The 20,593-nt window shown below is 70.7% G+C and carries 17 protein-coding genes; 7 read left to right on the top strand and 10 right to left on the bottom strand.

Features of this window, described 5'->3' with window-relative positions; genetic code table 11:
* Nucleotides 1-27: 27 nt before the first annotated feature.
* Together ACIQ5Y_RS02740 and ACIQ5Y_RS02735 are read right to left on the bottom strand one after the other, a co-directional pair.
* Nucleotides 28-1,011 carry a 5'-nucleotidase gene (locus ACIQ5Y_RS02740; protein ID WP_403874243.1) on the bottom strand — a complete coding sequence of 328 codons (984 nt, stop codon included), beginning with the start codon at nucleotides 1,009-1,011 and terminating at the stop codon, nucleotides 28-30.
* A gap of 355 nt (nucleotides 1,012-1,366) precedes the next feature.
* Nucleotides 1,367-3,103 carry an amidase gene (locus ACIQ5Y_RS02735; RefSeq protein ID WP_403874241.1) on the bottom strand — a complete coding sequence of 579 codons (1,737 nt, stop codon included), beginning with the start codon at nucleotides 3,101-3,103 and terminating at the stop codon, nucleotides 1,367-1,369.
* Between the two features lie 176 nt (nucleotides 3,104-3,279).
* Between ACIQ5Y_RS02735 and ACIQ5Y_RS02730 the strand changes: the two genes are divergently transcribed.
* Entirely contained in the window at nucleotides 3,280-3,999 is a 720-nt protein-coding gene (locus tag ACIQ5Y_RS02730) for a TetR/AcrR family transcriptional regulator (RefSeq protein ID WP_403874239.1), read from the top strand.
* A 66-nt stretch (nucleotides 4,000-4,065) separates the two neighbouring features.
* Here the strand turns inward: ACIQ5Y_RS02730 and ACIQ5Y_RS02725 are convergent, their stop codons facing one another.
* Nucleotides 4,066-6,198, bottom strand: a complete 2,133-nt coding sequence (locus ACIQ5Y_RS02725) for a SpoIIE family protein phosphatase (RefSeq protein WP_403874238.1) — start codon at nucleotides 6,196-6,198, stop codon at nucleotides 4,066-4,068.
* Nucleotides 6,199-6,872: 674 nt separating this feature from the next.
* On the opposite strand from ACIQ5Y_RS02725, the gene ACIQ5Y_RS02720 reads away from it, so the two are divergent.
* Nucleotides 6,873-7,259 carry a hypothetical protein gene (locus tag ACIQ5Y_RS02720; RefSeq protein WP_403874236.1) on the top strand — a complete coding sequence of 129 codons (387 nt, stop codon included), beginning with the start codon at nucleotides 6,873-6,875 and terminating at the stop codon, nucleotides 7,257-7,259.
* A gap of 297 nt (nucleotides 7,260-7,556) precedes the next feature.
* Here the strand turns inward: ACIQ5Y_RS02720 and ACIQ5Y_RS02715 are convergent, their stop codons facing one another.
* From ACIQ5Y_RS02715 to ACIQ5Y_RS02700, 4 genes are read right to left on the bottom strand one after another with little or no spacing between them, the layout of a single operon-like run.
* Nucleotides 7,557-8,390, bottom strand: coding sequence for a tryptophan 2,3-dioxygenase family protein (locus ACIQ5Y_RS02715; protein ID WP_403874234.1), 834 nt, complete (start codon nucleotides 8,388-8,390; stop codon nucleotides 7,557-7,559).
* Nucleotides 8,383-9,330: a diiron oxygenase gene (locus tag ACIQ5Y_RS02710; RefSeq protein WP_403874232.1), complete on the bottom strand. Its 948-nt coding sequence runs from the start codon at nucleotides 9,328-9,330 to the stop codon at nucleotides 8,383-8,385. Before ACIQ5Y_RS02710 ends, ACIQ5Y_RS02715 begins: the two co-directional genes overlap by 8 nt.
* Entirely contained in the window at nucleotides 9,327-10,637 is a 1,311-nt protein-coding gene (locus tag ACIQ5Y_RS02705) for an aminotransferase class I/II-fold pyridoxal phosphate-dependent enzyme (protein WP_403874230.1), read from the bottom strand. Before ACIQ5Y_RS02705 ends, ACIQ5Y_RS02710 begins: the two co-directional genes overlap by 4 nt.
* Complete coding sequence (locus ACIQ5Y_RS02700) at nucleotides 10,637-11,443, bottom strand: SDR family NAD(P)-dependent oxidoreductase (RefSeq protein WP_403874228.1); 807 nt, start codon at nucleotides 11,441-11,443, stop codon at nucleotides 10,637-10,639. Before ACIQ5Y_RS02700 ends, ACIQ5Y_RS02705 begins: the two co-directional genes overlap by 1 nt.
* Before the next feature lie 535 nt (nucleotides 11,444-11,978).
* On the opposite strand from ACIQ5Y_RS02700, the gene modA reads away from it, so the two are divergent.
* Together modA and ACIQ5Y_RS02690 are read left to right on the top strand one after the other, a co-directional pair.
* Entirely contained in the window at nucleotides 11,979-12,791 is an 813-nt protein-coding gene (gene modA, locus ACIQ5Y_RS02695) for a molybdate ABC transporter substrate-binding protein (RefSeq protein ID WP_403874226.1), read from the top strand.
* A gap of 94 nt (nucleotides 12,792-12,885) precedes the next feature.
* Nucleotides 12,886-14,874 carry an ABC transporter permease gene (locus ACIQ5Y_RS02690; RefSeq protein ID WP_403874224.1) on the top strand — a complete coding sequence of 663 codons (1,989 nt, stop codon included), beginning with the start codon at nucleotides 12,886-12,888 and terminating at the stop codon, nucleotides 14,872-14,874.
* A 247-nt stretch (nucleotides 14,875-15,121) separates the two neighbouring features.
* On the opposite strand, the gene ACIQ5Y_RS02685 is transcribed toward ACIQ5Y_RS02690, so the two are convergent.
* The gene (locus ACIQ5Y_RS02685; protein WP_403874222.1) at nucleotides 15,122-15,673 is read right to left on the bottom strand and encodes a molybdopterin-dependent oxidoreductase; all 552 of its coding nucleotides are present in this window, start codon (nucleotides 15,671-15,673) and stop codon (nucleotides 15,122-15,124) included.
* Nucleotides 15,674-16,444: 771 nt separating this feature from the next.
* Here ACIQ5Y_RS02685 and ACIQ5Y_RS02680 point away from each other — a divergent pair.
* The gene (locus tag ACIQ5Y_RS02680) at nucleotides 16,445-17,167 is read left to right on the top strand and encodes a M24 family metallopeptidase (RefSeq protein ID WP_403874221.1); all 723 of its coding nucleotides are present in this window, start codon (nucleotides 16,445-16,447) and stop codon (nucleotides 17,165-17,167) included.
* Between the two features lie 138 nt (nucleotides 17,168-17,305).
* Here the strand turns inward: ACIQ5Y_RS02680 and ACIQ5Y_RS02675 are convergent, their stop codons facing one another.
* Nucleotides 17,306-17,725: a molybdopterin-binding protein gene (locus ACIQ5Y_RS02675; protein WP_403874219.1), complete on the bottom strand. Its 420-nt coding sequence runs from the start codon at nucleotides 17,723-17,725 to the stop codon at nucleotides 17,306-17,308.
* 376 nt (nucleotides 17,726-18,101) lie between these two features.
* Between ACIQ5Y_RS02675 and ACIQ5Y_RS02670 the strand changes: the two genes are divergently transcribed.
* Together ACIQ5Y_RS02670 and ACIQ5Y_RS02665 are read left to right on the top strand one after the other, a co-directional pair.
* The gene (locus ACIQ5Y_RS02670; protein WP_403874217.1) at nucleotides 18,102-18,254 is read left to right on the top strand and encodes a hypothetical protein; all 153 of its coding nucleotides are present in this window, start codon (nucleotides 18,102-18,104) and stop codon (nucleotides 18,252-18,254) included.
* Between the two features lie 333 nt (nucleotides 18,255-18,587).
* Entirely contained in the window at nucleotides 18,588-20,162 is a 1,575-nt protein-coding gene (locus tag ACIQ5Y_RS02665) for a restriction endonuclease (protein WP_403874215.1), read from the top strand.
* Between the two features lie 56 nt (nucleotides 20,163-20,218).
* Here the strand turns inward: ACIQ5Y_RS02665 and ACIQ5Y_RS02660 are convergent, their stop codons facing one another.
* Nucleotides 20,219-20,407, bottom strand: a complete 189-nt coding sequence (locus ACIQ5Y_RS02660) for a hypothetical protein (RefSeq protein ID WP_403874213.1) — start codon at nucleotides 20,405-20,407, stop codon at nucleotides 20,219-20,221.
* Nucleotides 20,408-20,593: the final 186 nt, after the last annotated feature.

Below are 20,593 nucleotides of genomic sequence, written 5' to 3'. Positions count from 1 at the left end.
GGGACGTACCGACCCTTCAACGGGCCTCTACGGGCTTGGCACAGCCGAATCCGGCCTCGGCCGCCTTCGTGAAGGCGTGCGAGGGGGTGTATTGGCGACTCCGAACGGAACGTGAACGCTGGGAGTGGCCGGCGCCGTGCCGTTCAGGTGGGAGACCTGGTCGTCGAAGAAGATGTGCGGATCGAGGGCACGCATCACGCTGGCCTTGTCGATGCCGCCGAGGAAGAAGGCATCGTTGACGCGAAGTCCCCACTGCTTGAGACTCCGCACGGCACGCTCATGTGCGGGGGCGTCCCGGGCGGTGACCAAGGACACCCTGAGGCGGGGCTGATAGGTGGGATCCGCACGGCGCTCTTCCTCCTCACGGCGCTGGATTCGGTTGATGCCTGAAAGGAATTCCTTCAAGGGGCCGGGGTCGTGAGGGGTGGTCGCATTGAGGACTTCATGTGCGCGGAACTCGTCGATGCCGGCGGTCCGGTAGATCCGCTCGGAGGAGTCGCCGGCCAGTACGCCGTCGAAGTCGAAGGCGATGCGGAGTTCCTGGTCGGCGTCGTCATCCACCCGTTCCGTCTTGAGCACGTGCCCTGCCGGCATGCCGTCGGCCACTGCTTCGCGAACGTCCGAACCGTTGGCCGACAGGAACAAGGACATGTTGAGAGCGGGCATGAACAAGTGTGTCGACCGGCCCTGTCGGAACACGGCCCGGCTGACATGCAGGTCGTGCGCCGTGACGGAACGCATGACGCGGAGCCCGGTGTCCGGGTCGTTGCGCGACAGGATGATGACCTCGACCAGCGGGTCGAGGGGCTCCGCGAGGTCGTTCAGCGACAGCAGCCGCCGGACGAAGGGGAAGGCCACGCCCTTGTCCAGGACATCGTCCACATGGGCCTCTTGGTAGGCCCGATACGCGTCCTCACCCTGCTCCCGGAACACCGCGTCGCAGGCGGTGAGGTCGAACAGGGCGCTGGAGGCGATCCCGATGACGAGGCGGTTGGACAGGTCGTACTTCATTTTTTCGCCCCCTGCTGGCACCCGAGCAACATCGAGAGCCTTATCGCCCCTTCGGATCTGCCGAAAACGTGTGCGGCCACTGCTCCAGCCGCACATCGTGATCGGTACGGAGCGGGTGGCGATGCACGACCGCGCTCAGCCCCGCCGTCGGCATGGCCATCGACCCGTCCGCGCCCCTGGCTCACGCCGCCCTGCTCGCCGTCGTCCGTCCGGCCGCGAGAGTGGCGTGAGCGCCGTGGCGGTGCGCCGAGTGTCCGGTGCCGCACCGCTCGCCCGGCAGGCGGCTGACCGAGGAAGGGCTTCGGCCCGGCTTCGCGGCGCGCGGCCACACCGTGCCCGGCGCGCCGCTACCCGGTCACTGTGCCGACAGGCGCGGCGTACGCGGCGGTTCCGTGCGTCGGCTGCCCGTCGCCTCGAATGCCGCGGCGAGGGTCAGCAGGGCGTTGTCGTCGTAGGCGCGGCCCGCGAAGGTCAGCCCGACGGGCATGCCGGTGTCCGTCATGGTGCCCATCGGTACGGTCACGGTCGGGATGCCGAGGTGGCGGGGGACCAGGTTTCCGTTGGCGACCCAGACACCGTTGCGCCAGCCGAGATCGGCGGACGCCACGGCGACGTCCATGTCCGCGGGGCCCACGTCGGCCACCGCGGGGAAGACCACCGCGTCCAGGCCCAGTCCGTCCATCCACAGCTCCAGGTCGACGCGGCGCGTCTCCTCGAGTCCGCGCAGTCCCTGCTCGAGGTGCGGCATGGCGGCCAGGGAGGCGTACGGGCGCTCGCGCACGAAGCGCGGGTAGTCGCCGATCGTGTCGTCGAAGCCGTCGTAGCGGTCGGGTAGTTCGCCTTCCTGCTTGGGCCAGATGTGGGTGCCGTCGACATCGGCCAGGGTGGCGAGCGCCGGGTCGCCGTTGGCGCGCAGGAAGTCGTCCCAGGCCCAGGCGGACAGGTCTTCGATCTCGAAGGTGAGGTACTCGTGGCTGACCAGCCCGCGGGTGAGCAGCGAGGGCGCTCCGGGACGGTCGGACTCGTAGTTGGTCACCACGGGGAAGTCGACCTCGACGACCTCGGCCCCGGCGGCCTGAAGGTCGCGGCGGGCGGCTTCCCACAGGGCGAGCACCGAGGGGCGGGTGTCGATGCGCTGCCCGGTCTGGCCGCCGATGCCCCCGTCGGGGTTGGTTCCGGCGTCGGGGTCGGCGTTGATGTACATGCGGGGCACGCCGACGCGCTTGCCGGCGAGCGCGTCCGCTGCGATCGAGGCGTCGGCGGGCGCGAGGGCCGGGTATGAGGCGGGGCGTACCCGCGAGGCCGGGGGCAGCTGCACCCACGGCTGTGCGCGCCACAGGTCCCCGCGCGTCTGCGGGTCGTCGGCGACGATGACGTCGAGCAGTTCGAGCAGGTCGGTCATGGTGCGGGTGTGCGGGACGACGACGTCCATGGTCGGTACGAGCGGCCAGTTGCCGCGGACCGAGATCACGCCGCGGCTGGGGGTGTAGGCGCACAGCGCGTTGTTCGAGGCGGGGGCGCGGCCCGAGGACCAGGTCTCCTCGCCGAGGCCGAACGCGCCGAAGGACGCCGCGGTCGCCGTGCCGGAGCCGTTGGAGGAGCCGGATCCGTAGGCGCTGGTGAGCCAGTCGGCGCTGTACGGGCTTTCCGCGCGGCCGTACACACCGCGCTGCATGCCGCCGTTCGCCATCGGGGGCATGTTGGTCAGGCCGATGAGGACGGCCCCGCCCGCGCGCAGCCGCTCGATGGCGAAGGCGTCGCGCTGGGCGACGAGGTGCTCGAAGGCGGGGGAGCCGGAGGCGGCCGTGAGCCCCTTCGCGAGGTAGCTGTCCTTCGCGGTGTACGGGATGCCGTCCAGCGGGCCCAGTGTCTCGCCGCGGGCGCGGCGGGCGTCGGAGGCCTCCGCGTCCGCGCGGGCGTGCGGGTTCATCACGACCATCGCGTTCAGAGCGGTGGCCGTGCCGGGCCGGTCGTACGCGTCGATCCGCGCGAGGTAGGCGTCGAGCAGGCCGACCGCGGTCGTCTCGCCCTTCTCCAGCGCTGTGCGCAGGTCGGCGATACAGGTCTCCACGACATCGAATCCGCGCGTCATGTGGGTGTCTCCCGGGTGGCTGAGTAGGACAGGCGGGCCGTTGACGGTCGGGGCGGCCGTGCACAGACGGCCGTCACACCCTCCATCGCCCTGACTAGATTTTCAGTCTAGACCAAGGGTCTAGATTTTCGGAACCTAGACTTGGGGCCTGGACTTCCGGAACCGAAAGTGAGCTCATGCCGACGTCAGAGACCGGGCGTGCGCGGCCCGACCGCCTCCTCCCGTCGGAAGACGTGATCGGGCCGGCGGATGCCGGGACCGGCGCCTCCTCCTCCGTGGAGCGGACCCCGATCGACAGGAAGCGTCAGCCCAGCGGGGACGAGGCGCGTGGGCGGGCGATGCGGGCGGCCATCGCCGTCATCGCCGAGAAGGGCACGGCGGCCCTGCGGATGTCGGACATCGCCGAGCGGGCCGGCATGAGCACCGGGCACATCCTCTACCACTTCGGGAAGAAGGACAGGCTCCTGCTCGAAGTCCTCGTGTGGAGCCAAGCGGACCTCTGGACACGCTTCCGGCAGGCCGCCGACCAGGCCGCATCCCCTGCCGAGAAGCTTGACCTGTTCGTCCGCTTCTACCTGCCCCGCCACCAAGGCGACGAACGCTACGCGCTGTGGACCCAGGTACTGGCCCAGCGCCACGACGAAGCGGGTCGACGGGTCCTCACCGAGCTGCTGGACGGCTGGGACGAGCGCCTGGAAGCCATCCTTCGTGAGGGCCGGGAGCTGGGGCACTTCGCCGACGTGGATCTTCCGGAATTCACCATTCGGGCCGTGGCCATGCTGAGCGGGCTCGCCGAGGACGTGATGTTCGGACGGTCCCGCTGGCAGCACACCTCCGTGCACGCCTTCGCCCTGTCCGCCCTCGAACGCGAACTGCGTCCGACCGGTCGGGCGTGACCACGCCCGGGGCGGCTGATCGAGACGACCGGGGGACCGACCATCGACGCCCGCCATCCGGCGTCATCACAGAGGGCGGTCGTGGTGCGCGCCTGCCGGCCGGTGGTCTTGTGGGGGGCCTACTTGGGCGATGACGAGGGCGACGTCGTCGGCTGCGTCGGCGTGTCGTAGTGCGGCCAGGAGCCGGTCGCAGCTTGTCTCCGGAGTGAGGGCGCGATCGGTGAGCAGGTCGAGGAGGAGGGCGAGGCGGTCGTCCAAGGCGTCGTCGCGGGTTTCGACGAGGCCGTCGGTGTACAGGACCAGCCGGTCGCCGGGGAGCAGGTCGAGGATGGTGGTCTCGAAGTGTGTGCTGCCGAGGTCGCCCGTGCCGAGTGGCACCCCGACGGGAACGTCGAGCAGTGCCGGGGCCTGTCCGGACCGGATGACGACGGGGGGCGGGTGGCCTGCCAGGGCCACGCGGCAGCGGGAGCGGTGCGGGTCCCAGGTGGCGTACACGCAGGTCGCCATCGTGCCGTCCAGTTCGGCGGTGATGTGGTCGAGGTGGCGCAGGACTCTTGCGGGGTCGAGGCCGAGGTCGGCCAGGGTGCGGGTGGCCGTCCGCAGTTGTCCCATGGTGGCGGCGGCGTGGACACCGTGTCCCATGACGTCGCCGACCACGAGCGCGGTCTTGTCCCCGGGCTGGGGGATCGCGTCGAACCAGTCACCGCCTATCCCGCTGGCGGCTGCAGCCGGTTGGTAGCGGTAGGCGATCTGCAGTCCGGCCGCCTGGGGCGGCGGGTGTGGGAGGAGGTGGCGCTGGAGGGTCAGGGCGGTGTCGGTGGCGTGCTGGTACCAGCGGGCGTTGTCGATGGCGATGGCCGCACGGGTGGCCAGCTCGCCGGCCAGAGTGACGTCGTCGTGGTCGAAGGGGAGGGGGTTGCGGGCGCGCAGGAGGCCGAGGGCGCCGAGGACCTGCCCGCGGGCGGTCAGCGGGACGGCCAGGTAGGAGTGCGCGCCCTCCTGGGCGAGGAGGTCCGCGGCGGCCTCGTCACGTGCGATGTGTGCCAGGTCAGGGCCGGTGACGTGCGCTACCAGGACGGGGCGCCCGGTGCTCACGCAGCGTGTGACCAGGCGATCGGCCGGGTAGATGATCCGCTCGCCCACTGGGTCGGCGGCGCGGACGGAGGCCGTTTCGTAGGCCGCCGCGACCGCCAGGGGCCTGAAGAGCGCCCGGCCGGCTTCCGGGTCGGGTGCCGCGGCCACGCTGCCTTCGAGTACCGAGTCCAGGACGTCGACCGAGGCGACGTCGGCGAGGTCCGCCACGACGAGGCCGGTGAGCTCTCGGGCGGTGCGCTGCAGGTCCAGGGTGGTGCCGATGGTCACCGACGCCCGGGCGATGAGGTCCAGTCGCCTACGGGCTTCGGCGGCTTCCCGGGCGGCGCGGTAGCTGTCGGTGACGTCCACCACCACGAGAGCGACGCCGATCACCCGGCCGCCGGAGTCCTCCAGCCGGTAGTACGAGCCGGACCAGGCGCGCTCCCGGTGCGGGTCGGCGGGTATGCGTCCGATGGCGTACTGGTCCAGCAGTGGTACGCCGGTGTCCAGGACCTGGCGCATGGAGGCTTCGATCACGTCGGTGTCCAGGAAGGGCAGCGCCTCGTGCGGCATGCGGCCCAGGAGCACCCCGGCGGGCAGGCCGTTGAGCACCTCCAGCCTGGGGTTGACCAAGACGTAGCGCAGGTCGGTGTCCAGCACCGCGAGCCCGAGCGGGGACTGGTCCACCAGCGGCACGGACAGGGCCAGGTCGCGCTCCACGCCCCGCAGGACGGTCTCGTCGCAGGCGATCCCCAGGGCGTACACGGCGCCGTGCTCGTCCACCAGGCGCATGTTGCGGAACTCCACCAGCCTCGTGGAACCGTCCTTGTGCCGCATGGGGAACACACCTGCCCAGGCGCCGTCACCGGCCATGACCTTGGCGAACAGCTCCAGTACCAGGTCGACGTACTCGTCGGAGACCAGCAGCTCGCCCGCGTACCTGCCCAGCGCTTCCTTGGCGGACCAGCCGAACAGGTTCTGGGCATGAGGGCTCCACAGCGTGATCCGGCCCTCGGCGTCCAGAACCACCGCGGCCACGCTCAGAACGTCCAGCAGACCGCCGGGTTCGGAGGGCACCGATCCCACGGGACCGGGCGCGGCTGGGGAGGCCTCGGACGCGGTCATCGCCGGCCCTCCTTCGCTCACGGCGGCAGCTCTCGGACCCGACGGTCCGGCCCCTCACGCGCCCGTCGGCCCGTTTCCCATCCTCCCCCTGCATCCTCTGTACGGCAGCCTTGGATACTGGATGGTCCAGGCCGGAGAACAGATCATCCAGAACTGCGTCTGAGACTTCATGGCTCACTGAAGAAGCATTTGCCAGATTATTTCGCGAATAATCTGGAGAATGCCAGACGCTGCGCGTGCGGTGGCGGCCGTCGAGCCGTCTGTGTCGCCCAACGAACGCAGTGCCCGCGCGGCGACGACGCCGTCGCGACGGCCGAAGGTGGTGGATGCTTCCGGCACTGACCCTGCCGCCCGTGGTGATCCTCTCGCTCTTCGACACGGACAGCGTGGAACACGGCTTCTGGAATCCTTTTCGGAAGGAGTTGACGGTGTGCCGGCCGGCCGGGATCGTGATTGACGCGCAACGGTCCAGTGCGCCGTCATCCGGTCAAGAAGCGAGGGGCCGGCTGGTGGGAGGAGATTCACTTCTTGCCGAGGTGCCCGTGTCGGAGCCGCGCTCGCCGTGGCCCTCGGCGAGCTCCCGAGGTTCATGGGCTCGCGCCGTTCCGGCGTCACGGTCACTGGGCCCCCGCGTCGACACCACTTGACCGGGGCAGGCGGTAGAAGGGATCGGTATGACCAACAGGCACGCGGACGATCAGCTCGCCATTGTGGCAAAAATGGTAATGGGTACGGTGACGCCGCGAGAACGCGCCCGCTTCGACAAGAACTTCGACCGGTGGATGAGGGAGGAGTGGAACGGAAGCGAGATGCGCGCCTTCGCCGCATGCCTGGCCGCGGTTTCCACGGCGTGCGGCGGCGCCCGCGGCGAGTGGGGGACGCTCGCCAAGGATGAACAGCAGGCCATGAGCCGGTACTTCGGAATGGCCTACCTTCCGACGCAGGCCGAATCCCATGACGACGCCGAGGAGTTCGTGGAGTTCGAGATCCGTCGCGGCAATCAAGGCATGAAGGAGTTCGCACAGTTCCTGGTGCGGGCGTTCTCGGAAGCCCCTGGGTAACCCCCCCCATGAACAGGCCGGCCTGCAACCGGATCCTCTCCCGAAACGCCCGTCGTCACGTGTACCGCGGCGAGCGGCGGGACCCGGCGCTGATCCAATCCGTATCCGGAACCAGTCGTCCCGTCCCGGCCCGGCGCCGTTCCGGGCGGGCGGAGGCGGCTCCCGGTCGAGGGGCCGGCAGGCAGGTCCCCCTGCGCGCAGATCCGGGAAGTCATCGCGCAGGGGGCCGAGCCGTTCCGGGAGCATGTGCGGGGCGCCGTCGTGCGCCTGGGTGCTCCTTGTGGTCCGCAGTCGACCTCAGAGCGCCGTCGGAGGCCCCGGTAGTGCCGTGGTCCGGGCCTGCCAGAGCTCCGGGTAGAAGCGCCGGTGCACAGCCGCTCGCAGATGGTTCACGCCGCTGCTGCCGCCGGTGCCCGGACCGGCGCCGATCTGTCGCTCCACGAGCAGTGCGTGGCAGGCCCGCCACTCCGTCCAGGCCTCGTCCAGATCGACGAGCGCCTCCGCCAGGTCGGCCAGTTCGGGCAGTTGTGCGGGCTGCCTCGGATCACGTCCGGTGTCGGTGGCACCGGCCAGTGCCGCCAGCCGTGCGCAGGCCTCTTGCCGGCCCTCTTCCGTCGCCGTCGTGAAACCGCTCTTGTCCAGCAGCCGGACGAACGCGTCCCACATCGTCGGCTCGGTGAGCCGGGCCCGCAGCCGTACCCGTTCCTCAGGCAGCAGCCCGGCGATCAGGTGGTCGCCGTACGGCCCGCGAACCCAGTCCGAGCCGGCCAGCGCCGCGATCTCGACGTACTGTGCCGACTGCGCGCCGCTGCTGCTGCCGAGCACGCCCCGGAAAGCGTGGAACTCCCGGGGCGGCATGGTACGCAGCGGATGGATCCCGGCGATCAGCGCCCGGGTGATGACCACGGCCCGTGCGAGCCGTGCCCGAGCCCCCCGCGGATCGTCGTCCAGCATCCGGTCGCGTGCGTCGGAGAGGTCGCCGATCAGCTGGCGGAACCACAGCTCCTGCACCTGGTGGACGACGATGAACAGCCGCTCGTCGGGGACGCCGTCGGCGAGCGGTACCTGGAGCGCCAGCAGCTGGGGCAGCTTCAGGTAGTCCGCGTAGGTGACCTCGCCGGTGTCAGTCATCGGTGTCCTCCGGCGCGCGCAGACCGTACGAGGCGAACGCGTCCGCCGCGCCGGGCAGATCGAACGCGTCCACCTGGGCGCAGAGCCGCAGCGTGGAGCGGGAGACCGTCTGGATGCGGCTGATGCCGGCGTCCTTGCCGTAGCAGTCGGTGATGACGGCCTCGATCCGGTCCTCGTCCAGGCCGGCCAACCGCAGCGACACCCGGACCGGCTCCACGTCCCAGTCCAGCGCGGCGCGGATCATCGCGGGCAGCGCCCGGGCGGCCAGGATCCGGCGGGGCCGGTCCAGGCGGGCCCACAGCTCCAGGAAGAAGGCGGAGAAGAACCGGTGGTGGCGTCCCTCGTCCTTGGCGTGGTCGCGCATGAGGTCGCGTACGGTGCTCACCACCGTCGGGTCCTGCGGCACCTCGTTCAGCACGGCCGTGATCAGCGTCTCGAAGACGACCGCCTGTAGCTGCCCTGCGAGCAGCGGGTCCTCGGGCAGCAGCCGTCGCCCGCTGTCCTGGAGCGCCGTGACGAATCCGCCGTAGTCGACGTCGGGCACCTCGATGCCGGTGACGGCCGCGATCTGGTCCGCCAGGTCCAGGCTGTAGAGGGCGTGGTAGCCCTCGTCGCAGTAGACCTTGAAGGCGTCCATCCGCAGGGCGGACGGGAAGTGCATGCCGGTGTTGCCGTTGGCGACCGGCTCTGCCGCTCCGTTGACCACCCGGGTCTCCAGGTGGGTGGTCGAGTGCAGGAACTGGTAGAGGTGGCGCACGGATATCTCCCGGATCCGCTCCGGGGCCAGGGCCTTCACCTCGGGGTGGTCCAGGTGCGCGACGAGCGAGTGGGGGAAGAAGACCCTGCCCTGTTCGGTCTCCGCGTGGAAGATCCGTCGGACTCCGCCCCGCACGCCCGCGGTCTCGTACCAGCGGTCCAGGGGGCTCGGTGCGCTGCTCATGGGCGGCTTCCGTTCGGTGAGGGGGAGGAGTGGGAGGACGGGGAGGACGGGGAGGGCGGGGAGGATGGGGAGGGTGACGGGGCGCTGAGGTGTGCCGCGAGCCTGCGGACCGCCTCGGTGACGAGCGTGGCGTCGACCGCGTGGCACAGCCGGAACCAGCCGGGCTCCGGCGAGCCGAACGCCCCTCCGGGCAGGATGCTGACCCTGGTGGTCTCGAACAGTGCTGCCCACAGGCGTTGTTCGGCGTCGAAGCCGCTGCCGGGCAGCCAGGCACGGAGGTCGAGCCAGACGGAGAACCCCGCGTCGGCCGGGGCGTACGGGATGCCGTGCTCGTCCAGCAACGAGCACAGGCGCGCGTACGAGGAGGCCAACCTGCGGCGTCCCTCCACGAGGAAGGCGGCGGTCCAGGCCGGGTCGGACAGCAGCTCCGCCAGGGTGTTCTGGGTGGCGGTGGAGACGGGTGCGAAGTAGGCCATGGCCCGGCCGGCGGACCGGACCTGGGGGTCGCGGGTGTGCAGTACGCCGGTCTTCAGGCCGGGCAGGGCGAAGTCCTTGGCGAAGCCCCAGACGACATGGGTGCGGTGCGCCCAGTGCCGGTTGACGGCCGGGTCGGCGGCGCTGGTGAACTCCCGGTCGCCGAAGGTCGAGTGGGCGTAGATCTCGTCGGAGATCAGGTCGACGTCGTGTGCGCGGGCCACCCGCAGCAGTGCGGCGAGGGTCTGGGGCGGGTGCGTTTCACCGATCGGATTGGACGGTGAGGAGACCGCGACCGCGCGTACCGTGATGCCCGCCGTGCGGGCTTCCCGCAGGGTGCGGTCGACGGCGGCGGGTGCCAGCCGGAAGCCGTCGGTGGGGGAGAGCGGGGCGGGCAGGATCCGGGCGCCGGACCTCCCGCCGAGGTCGGTGTCGAAGGCTCCGTAGTACGGCGCGGGCACCACGATCGCCTCGCCCGGGTCGCACAGCACCGACGCGATGGCGTCCAGGGCCCCGGTCGCGCCGCTGATCACGACGAGGTCGTCCGGGTCGAGCACGGTCCGGCAGGTGGTGGAGAGCAGAGTGGCCACCCGCTCGCGCAGCACGGCGGTGCCGTGCAGGGGTGCGTAGCGGGCGGCCTGCTCGGTCATCGGGGGAAGCGCGGCGAGCCGGTCCCGCAGCAAGTCCCAGAGCAGGCGGTTCTCCGCGGTGCCGAGGTTGAGGTAGCCGTCGGGGCGCGTGTCGGGGTCGTAGGGCTCTGCCTCGGCGCGGAAGTGGGCGTCGGCGATCGCGGGGGTGTCGGCGAGCAGCCGGGCGGCCTGGCGGGAGACCATCACGACCGCCCGGTGCCGTCGCCGGCGGCGGCGAGCATGCCCGGATTGACGCCGAGGCCCATGGAGGCGTCGATGACGGCGCCGTGCAGTGGTGCGGAGTGCGCACCCGCGAGCCATCGAACCTGCTCGGCGATCTCCTCGGAGCGGATCATGCGGCCGCCCGGCAGCCGGGTGACCAGGTCGTCGCGCTCGCCGGGCGACAGCCGGTCCAGGGTGCTGGCCTGGAACATCGTGGTCTCCACGACGCCCGGGCAGAGGGCGAAGACGTGCACCGGAGTGTGCGCCAGCTCGGCGGCGAGGTGCCGGGTCAGGTAGGTGAGGGCCGCCTTGCTCATGCCGTCGGCGGGGTGGAAGCCGGGGAACTGGAAGATCCCGCCGCCCACGCTGGAGATGTTGACGATCTTTCCGTAGCCGCGGTCCAGCATCCCGGGCAGCAGCTGCTCGGTCAGCCAGAGCGGGCCGACCGCGTTGATCTGGAAGAACGCCGACGCCAGGGCGTGGCGGGGGCCGTCCGCGTAGTGTTCGACGGTCTTGGAACCCACTGCGGCGTTGTTCACGAGGATGTCGACGGGACCGGGCAGCCGGTCCAGGAGCCGCTCGTGGTCCTCCCAGTCGCCCTGGTCGAAGGGGAAGGCCTCGACCTTGGCGCGGCCGGTGAGGGCCAGCTCCCGTGCGAGGTCCTCGGCCCGATCACGGCCGTTGCGGTACGTGAACCAGACGGTCCGGTCCGCCTCTTGGGCGAACCGTTCCACACAGGCCCGGCCGATTCCGCCCGAGCCCCCGGTGATGAGTACATTTCGGGTCAACTGCGTCCCCTCGAATCATGGATGACGCTCTGCCGCGGCGTGCGGCGACGCGAGCAGAGCATGTGCCAGATGAGGGGCTGCGAGAGCATAGCATCAGCCAGGCCATCTGGAGATTCCGCTTGCATGTGCGGTTTTGATGGCGAGCTGCCGGTCTCGCTTCCGAGGGGTGCGTTCACATGACCTGGCGTCGGAGGCGGGGGCTGCGCCCGGACCCCGACGCCAGGCCGGCGTCTTCCGCTTGCCGGATGGGAAGTTCCCCGACGGTGCTCTCCAATCGAATCCGCCACCCGAACGGCCCTGCGTCGATGCGGTCTCCCGGTTGTACGGATCTCACGGAAGGCTCGGCCTGGCTGCCTTGCGCGGGGCGGATCTTCGAGGCGTTCGCGGCACCCTGCGTTGGGTGTCGCAGTCCTGCTCGCGAATTGCAGATGCGGTGCTCCGAACCTCTACTTGTGGCATCTGCGCCGCGTGCCGAACGGCGCGCCACGCGTTTGCGGAGTCTCCGGCTTTCCGTTCCCGAGGAGCTGACAAGACCATGCCGAGCATTCACCTTGCCCGGAGCACCGCCGTGGCCCTGCTGGCCGGCGCTCTGATGATTCCGGCCCTCGCGGGCTGCGGCAGCGACACCAAGGACAGCGGATCGGCAGCGAGTCCGAGCGCGAGCGCCTCGTCGACGGCGCCGGCGGCGAATCTGACGGTCCTGGCCGCCTCCTCCCTGACCGATGTCTTCAAGACCGCGGGCGCCGCCTACGAGACGAGCCACCCGGGCACCAGGGTGAACTTCTCCTTCGCCGGCTCGCAGGAGCTGGCGGCACAGGTCCGCCAGGGCGCCCCCGCGGACGCGTTGGCGACGGCCGACACCAAGACCATGGACGGCCTGAAGTCCGAGACCGGAGATCCGGTCGTCTTCGCCAAGAACCGCCTGGTCATCGCCACCGCTCCGGGCAACCCGCACAAGATCGAAGGGTTGAAGGACCTCTCCGACCCCAACCTCAAGGTGGTCCTGGCGGCCCCGGAGGTGCCGGTCGGGCGTTACAGCCGGGAGGCCCTCGACAAGGCGGGCGTCACCGTGAAGCCGGTCTCGGAGGAGCCGAACGTGCGGGCCGTCCTGTCCAAGGTGGAGCTGGGCGAGGCCGACGCCGGCATGGTCTACAAGACCGACACCACGGCCTCCAAGGGCAAGACCGACGCCGTCGAGATCCCCGACGACCAGAACGTCATCGCCTCCTACCCCGCGGCCACCCTCACGGCGTCCAAGAACCCCCAGGCCGCGGCCTCCTTCGTCACGTGGCTGACCAGCGCCGAAGCGCAGCAGATCCTCCAGGCCGCGGGTTTCCAGCAGCCCTGACCGGCGCCGAGCGGTCCGTCCGCCCCTGAGGACGGTCCTTTCACCGGTCTCCGAGCCCCGCCGGGTGAGGAGACCGGTCCCGTGGAGGAGGAAGATGCCCACGAGCGTGCGCCCCGACAGCGCCACCCCGACCGCTCCCGTCGGCCGCGCCCGACGCCTTGGCGGGCCGCGCCGCGCCGGGACCCGGCCTCCCCTGGCCCTGGCCGTTCCCGCCTTCCTCGCGGTCGCGTTCCTGGCCATCCCGCTGGTCGGGATCCTGGTGCGGACCCAGTGGTCCGAGCTCGGCGCCCACCTGACGACCCCCGGCGCGCTGGAGGCGCTGCGGCTCTCCCTCTTCGTCTCCTTCTGCGCCCTGGGCCTGTCCCTGCTGCTCGGGGTGCCGCTGGCCTGGCTGCTGGCCAGGGTTGACTTCCGGGGCAAGGCGCTGGTGCGCTCGCTGGTACTGCTGCCGATGGTGCTGCCGCCCACCGTCGGCGGTGTCGCCCTGCTGCTCGGGTTCGGACGGCGCGGCCTGCTCGGGCCCTTCCTGGAGGACACGTTCGGCCTGACCCTGCCGTTCCACACGTCCGGCGCGGTGGTGGCCGCCACCTTCGTGGCCATGCCCTTCCTCATCATCAGCCTCGAAGGCGCCCTCGGGGGGCTGCGGCCCGGCTACGAGGAGACCGCGGCATCACTGGGGGCCTCGCCACTGAGGGTGTTCCTGACGGTGACCGTGCCGATGGTGGCACCCGGCCTCATCGCGGGCGCGGCCCTGACGTGGGCGAGGGCCCTGGGCGAGTTCGGTGCGACCATCACCTTCGCGGGCAACCTCCCCGGGGTCACCCAGACGCTGCCGCTGCAGGTGTACCTGCTGCTGCAGGACTCCCCGGAGGCCGCGACTTCCCTGTCGCTGCTGCTGCTCGCGATCGCCATGGTGGTGCTGATCGGCTTGCGCGGACGCTGGACCAGCGGGCACGCCGTACGGGACATCCACCACAGGACCATCACCGACGACCCGGTCGCCGACGCCCCCGAACCACACCTGCCCGAACCACCGTCCGAGGACGCGCGATGGGCCCTGCACGCCAGGGTCACCGGGTTCAACCAGCTGACCCTGGACGCCGAACCGGGCACCACCATCGCCGTGGTCGGCGAGAACGGCGCCGGCAAGACCACCCTCCTGCGCGCCCTCCTCGGGCTCACCCCGCGCGCGCACGCCGAACTCCGGCTCGGCGACACCGACACCACCTCGCTGCCCCTGCACAAACGACAGGTGGCCTGGGTTCCGCAGGACGGCGCCCTCTTCCCGCACCTGACCGCCCTCGCCAACACCGCGTACGGGCTGCGCGCCCAGGGCACGCCCAAAGCCGAGGCAATGCGGGCGGGGCAGCTGTGGCTGGACCGGCTCGGTGTGGGCCACCTCGCCCGCCGCAAGCCCGCCCAGCTCTCCGGCGGCCAGGCCCAGCGGGTCGCACTCGCCCGCGCACTGGCCGCCCGGCCCCGGCTCCTGCTCCTCGACGAACCGCTGGCCGCACTCGACCAGACCACCCGCGCCCGGGTCCGCCACACCCTGCGCACCCACCTCGGCGGCTTCGGCGGCGTCTGCCTGCTGGTCACCCACGACCCCGTGGAGGCCGTGTCACTGGCCGACCGGGTCCTCGTACTCGACCACGGGCAGGCCCTCCAGGACGCACCGCCCGGTGAAGTGACGCGGCACCCCCGCTCACCGTGGGTGGCACGGATGCTCGGACGCAACGCGTGGCCGGGCACCACCACCGGGACCGGGCTGGAGCCGGACGCCGGAGGGAGCCTGGTCGTCGCCGAAGCCGAGCGGCCCGGGGTACGGGCGCTGGCGATCGTCGCGCCGGAAGCCGTCTCCCTGCACACCGCACGGCCCACGGGGAGTCCCCGCAACGTATGGTCCGGAGCCGTCCGCGAGATCACTGCGGCAGGAAGCAGGCTGCGGGTGCTCATCGCCTCCGACGCCACCGCGGACACGGTGGCGGAGGTCACGCCACAGGCCGCCGCCGAACTGGGCCTCGCCGACGGAGTGCTGGTCTGGTGCAGCGTGAAGGCCACCGAGATCACCCTCGTCACCCTGTGACGGCGCCGCTCCCCGGGCATGGAGGGCCGACCGAAACAGCGGCGCGCAGGACGGCGTTGTTCGGTCGATCAACCACTGCTCCCGACGCCCGGCCCGCTGTTACGTTCACCTGGCCGGCGCGGACCGCACCCGCTCCGGCCGACGGGGACGTGCCCCCGGCCACCGACATGGCCTCGGGGCGCGACGGCCGCGTGGGCAGGGGCAATCCGTTCTTCCCCTGCCCACCCGGCCGCAGCCGGAGCAGCGGTCACCCGGCCCCGTCCTCCTGATAGGAGTGCCGACTTCCCGTCCACGGGTCGGCGATGTTGTGATAGCCGCGTTCCTCCCAGAAGCCGCGCCGGTCCTGGGTCATGTACTCGATCCCCCGCAACCACTTGGGGCCCTTGTAGCCGTAGAGGTGCGGCACGACCAGGCGCAGCGGGAACCCGTGCTCGACGGTGAGCGGCTCCCCGGCGTGGTGGGTGGCCATGACGGTCTGCTCGGCCGTGAAGTCCGCGAGGCGCAGGTTGGCGCTGTAGCCGTACTCGGCCCAGGCCATGACGTGCGTGACCTCGGGAGCCGGGGGCGCCAGTTCGAGCAGGAGGGCGGCGGGCACACCGTGGAACTCGTGACCGAGCGTGCTGGTGCCCGAAGCGCAGTGCAGATCGGTGGTCACCGTCGCGGTGGGCAGCCCCAGGATCTCGTCGAAGGACCACGAGTACGTCGTCCCGCTCGCGGTCGCGCCGAAGACCTGAAGGTGCCACCGATCGGGTCGGAAGCGGGGCACCGGGCCGTAGTGGGACACGGGCCACCCTCCCAAACGGCACGGTGCGCGGCCACACCGGTCCCTACCGGGAGGTCTTCGTCACGGGGGATCTGGACCAAGTGCCGTACTTCGCCGCCGAGGACGCGGTTCGCAGGCTCGCCGAGCACATCGCGGCCCGGTGGCTGATCTCGTCGTCGGGCAGGCCGCGCTGTTGGACCGGGTGGATTCCGCACCGGTGGCATGGACGGGACCCAGCCCCACACCCCGTGCGGGCGCGACCCGCTGGGGCGCCTCGCCTGGATCGCCGACGGCCGGCGAAATCAGGACCCCTACAGCCACCTCGCCTTCTTCCGAGGCGAGAGCGTCGACACCGAACAGATCGCCCTGCTCAGGGAACGGTCCGGGCCGCTGTGCCGGCATCGCCTCCGGGGGTTCGACGGCAGTCACCGCGCGCGCCGCGTTCTCGCACGACCCGGCACCTGCACCCATGTTGAGCACCGTCTGGGCGTCGCCCAGGGCTTGGGCGATGAACCGGGCGCTGCGTCCGTCCGGGCGGCGGTAGGAGGAATAGCCGGCGCGATCACGCCGTGGTCGACGTCACCGGCATGGTGGCGTGCGCGGGTGCGACGCCGCCGGGGCCAGGCGGCTCTTGTAGGTACCACCAGGGCACGATGCCGTCCCGGGGCGGGGAATTGGTCGGGGGACCACTGCCCTTGCCACGAGCGAGACGGTTGACTGCAGTCAGCTCTTCTTCGTGCCACGGCCGCGAACGGGAGCTCGGGGTGTGTGATCGCCGCCCCGTCGGCAGGAGAAGCAGGAAGAGCAATGACGCGAGTGGCGGTACCCGATCGGATGGACAAGCGTCTGCGGGCCCTCGGGCTGGTGGAAGCGCATCGGATGGCGCGTGCGGTCTTCGCGGAGGTCACAGGGCGCGGTCTGGTGCTGCCGGGCCGCACCGAGCGGGAGCTGGACGCCCGCGTCTGGGACGTGGCCGCAGAGGTCTTCCCGTTCGTGGGGCAGCGGCGGGGGCGGTTGGTGCGCTCGGGGCCGCACGCAGTGGTCCCGAGCGGCGGGCACCAGGAGGCGACGGACCGGGTGATCTGCCGGGACGACGTCGTCGTCATCGATCTGGGGGCGCTTTTGGCCGTGCGGGAGACGGACTTCGCCCGGACGGTGGTGGTGGGTGACGACCCGGGCAGGATTCAGCTCGTTGCGGACCTGGCCGCGGTCGCTGCGGGTGCCCGGGAAGCGTTTGTCGGGAACGAGGACATCACCGGTCGGGAGCTGCACGCCGAGATCGAGGCCCTGGCCGGCAAGGCGGGCTGGTCGCTGGGTACGTGGCACGTCGGCCGTCTTTCGGGCGCGGCTGTGCCTCGGCCGGGCCATGGCACGCGGCGGGATCTGTTCATCGGCCCGGACAACACCGATCCGTTGCGGCGGACGGTCGTCGGGGGGTGGTGGGCGCACTGGATCTTGGAGGTCTGCCTGGTGGACGACTACGACGCCGGACTCGGAGGCTCGTTCAAGCAGCTCCTCGGCCTGGCCTGAGCCGAGCCCGATCATCCCGTGCCGGCCGGTCGGCGGGTGGCGGGCGAGGAGAGTGAGCAAGCACGCGATGGGGCCCCGCACCGGAGGGGGTGGTGCGGGGCCGCATCAGCGTTTCGGCCCGTGAGGGCCGGGGGTGGTTCAGGCCGCGGCGAGGGAGACCTCGGTCGACTTGATCAGCGCGACGACGGGAGTGCCGGACGTCAGGCCGAGGTCCTTGGCGGCGTCGGCGGTGATGGCGGCGGTCAGGCCGCCTCCGGCGACGTCGACCCTCACGGAGGCCATGGCCGGGCCGGTGGCCACGTCGACGACGGTCCCGGCGAGCTGGTTGCGGATGGAGAGGCCCTCGACCGAGCCCGTGGCCAGGGAGACCTCGGTGGCCTTCACCAGGGCCTTGACCGCGGAGCCCTCGGTCAGGCCCAGCTCCTTGGCGGCGTCCGTGGTGATCACGGCGGTGACGTCCTGGCCGCCCTCCAGACGGACCTTCACCGACGACATGGCCGCACCGGCCGTGACGGAGGTGACGGTGCCGGGGATCTGGTTACGGATGGACAGGCTCATGGAAAACCACGCCTCTCTCGAGAAGAAAGAACAGGGGACGAAATACGCGGGCCGGATGTGGTCTGCGTCACGTCCGAGATTACAGGATGGAAAAGGGTGCCCACGGGCGGACCGTCGCATCCGCCAACCGAATATCCGCGACCGCCTGGCTTATTCGTGCAGGCGCCCCGAACCCCGCTTCTCAGTCATGGGAACCTGCCCTGAGCTGGGAAGTTCGCATCCCACTATCTACCGGCCACCCCTGATGGCAGAGCGTTCTTCGAATTGCAGATGCGGCCTTGTGAACTGCTTCCGGACGGCATATGCGTTATTCAACCCTCGAAGTGGACGGCAATTGCCGAGGGATGCCGGGATGTGTGAAGAAAAGGAATCCGCCATGGTCTCGCTTCGTCTCACCATGATTCGACGTCGCCGCTACGCGGCATGCGGGCCGGTGGGCGCCGTCCTGGTGGCCGTGCCGGACGCCGGCGGCGGCAACGGCCCCCTATACGGACTGATCCGTGCGCGCCGGGTCGGACAGCTGTGCTGATGAGGAATTCGGCGTGGCCCTGTTGGGCTCGGCAGGCCTGGTCGGCGCGGATCACCGCCGCATACGCGGTGGTCAAGAGCGGTGCTGACAAGGGCTTTCGGGTCGGCACCGAACCAGCACGGGTCGTTTGGGGTGCCTGTCGTTCCTGACGGAGCGGCTTCGTGCCGCCCGCCACTGGGTCGACCCGCAGATCGGGACCGATTGCAGAACGTCACCAATTCCGCCACCCCGGTCCTGCGGACGCCAGTGTCCTGCAGGTGTCTCATACCCAGCCGGATTGCACGGCCTCGGGTCGGGGAAGTTCTGAGCGGACCGGCGTGCAGGGGCCTGGGGGTGGCGGTGGCGGGTGGGCGCGACGAGTACGTGCGCGAGCGGGCGCGGCAGGACAGGGAACGTGAGCGGCGCCGGAAGGCTGCCGAGACGGAGGCCAAGCGCAAGGCGCGCGAGGAGAAGGTCGCCTACGAGGCCGCACGTGCACAGGAGGCCGTCGACAAGACGAGCGTGACCGAGCACGACGTCGAGCAGTTGGCGGGACTGTTGCGTGCGGCGGTGCTGGACGGCCGGCAACTGGGCTTCGACGGTCTCAGGCAGCGCTTCGTCCCCGCAGCCTTCGCGCCGCCGAAGAGCCGAACGAAGCCCGCTCCGCTCCCACGGTGGGGAGAGTACGAGCCCGAGCCGCCGCGCGGATGGCTGGGAGCGCTCGGCTTCGGGCGCCGAACGTACGACGCGGAGGTGGAGACCGCGCGCCGGCGGTTCGACGAGGCGCTGCGGGACCATGCGCGCGAGGAGCACAAGCGGCTCGGAAAGCTGGATGCGGCGCAGGCCCGCCATGACGAGCGCAACCAGCAGGAGGCGGCTCGCATCGAGGAGTGGAATGCCGGGATCGAGACCCGCCGCGCCGCGTATCGGGACCGCGATGTCGAGGCGGTCGAGTGGTTCACCGACCAGGTTCTGGCCGCATCCGCGTATCCCCATGGCTTTCCGAAGGCGCACCGAGTCTCGTACCAGGCAGATACCGGAGACTTGCTGGTCGAGATCGATCTGCCGCGGGAAGAGGTGGTCCCGACGGCCCGTGCCTATCGGTACGTGAAGTCTCGCGACGAGATCACACCTGTCCCGAGGCCCGAGAAGGAGCGTCACGAGCTGTACGCGTCCGTACTGGCGCAGACGGCGCTGCGGACCGTCCACGAGTTGTTCGCGGCGGACACTGACGGCGTGGTGGGATCGGTGGCGTTGAACGGGCACGTGGCGACCATCGACCGCGCCACAGGCCGCGAGGTGCACCCGTGTCTGATCACCCTCCAGGCGGGGCGAGAGGAGTTCGGCGAACTGGTGCTGACCCAGGTCGATCCGCAGGCTTGCCTGAAGCGGCTGCGGTCGCTGATCTCCCCGAATCCCTACGAACTGGAGCCGGTGCGCCCGCTGGTCACCTTCGACTTGAGCAAGTACCGCCTGATGGACAGCATGGACGTCGTGGCGGGTCTGGACAGCCGTCCTGTGCTGATGGACCTCTCACCCACGGAATTCGAGCATCTGGTCCGGCAGTTGTTCGAAGCCATCGGCCTGGACAGCGTCAACACGCGGCCCTCGCAGGACGAGGGCGTGGACGCGGTGGCGATGAACACCGACCCGGTCATGCGAGGCCTGTGCATCATCCAGGCCAAACGCACCGCCAAGGTGGTCCCCTTCGAGTCGGTGTCCGCCCTCGCCGGCGTCGTGGAGCACAAGCGGGCGGCCAAGGGCATCTTGGTGACGACTTCGTGGTTCGGTCGGGCGAGCGAGGCATTCGCGAACGACCACGGACGCTTGGAGCTTCTCGACGGTGCCAACCTGGTCCACCTGTTCAAGGAGCACCTCGACCTCGACGTCATCCCGGGCCCCGTTCCTCCCAAGCGCCGCCCACGCTGACGACGTGCCCATGGCGTGAGCCCAGGGAGGTCCAAGACGGTCGAGGTGGGGCCGGTTCAGGCACGGTAGCTGGAGTACACCAGGCAGCACAGGGTGAGCGTCGCGGCGCCGGCGCCGAAGCCCGAGAAGAGAGCCGTCACGAAGGAGACCCCTTCGGTGTGGACGAGGAAGCCGGCGCCGAGGCCGACGATGACCGACAGGGCCAGGAACAGGAGGAAGACCAACAACTTCACCAGGTTCGTCATGGTCCCAAGCCTGGCGCCGCGCCCCGCCTCGCGTACGGTTTCCAGGCACCACTCCGACGGTGTGCGCACCTCATGGGCCCGGCAACGTCGTCGCGGAAGTTGAGCATAAGTACCGGGAATCGACCGCATGGTTGCTGCTCAACTGTTCCTCCCACCCCGGCTCTGCGGGGGTGTGAGGAGAGGAGA

The sequence above is a fragment of the Streptomyces sp. NPDC096339 genome, from assembly GCF_044762985.1.
In the GTDB taxonomy this organism is placed as follows: Bacteria; Actinomycetota; Actinomycetes; order Streptomycetales; family Streptomycetaceae; genus Streptomyces.
This window is presented reverse-complemented; position numbering and strand designations above follow the sequence as displayed.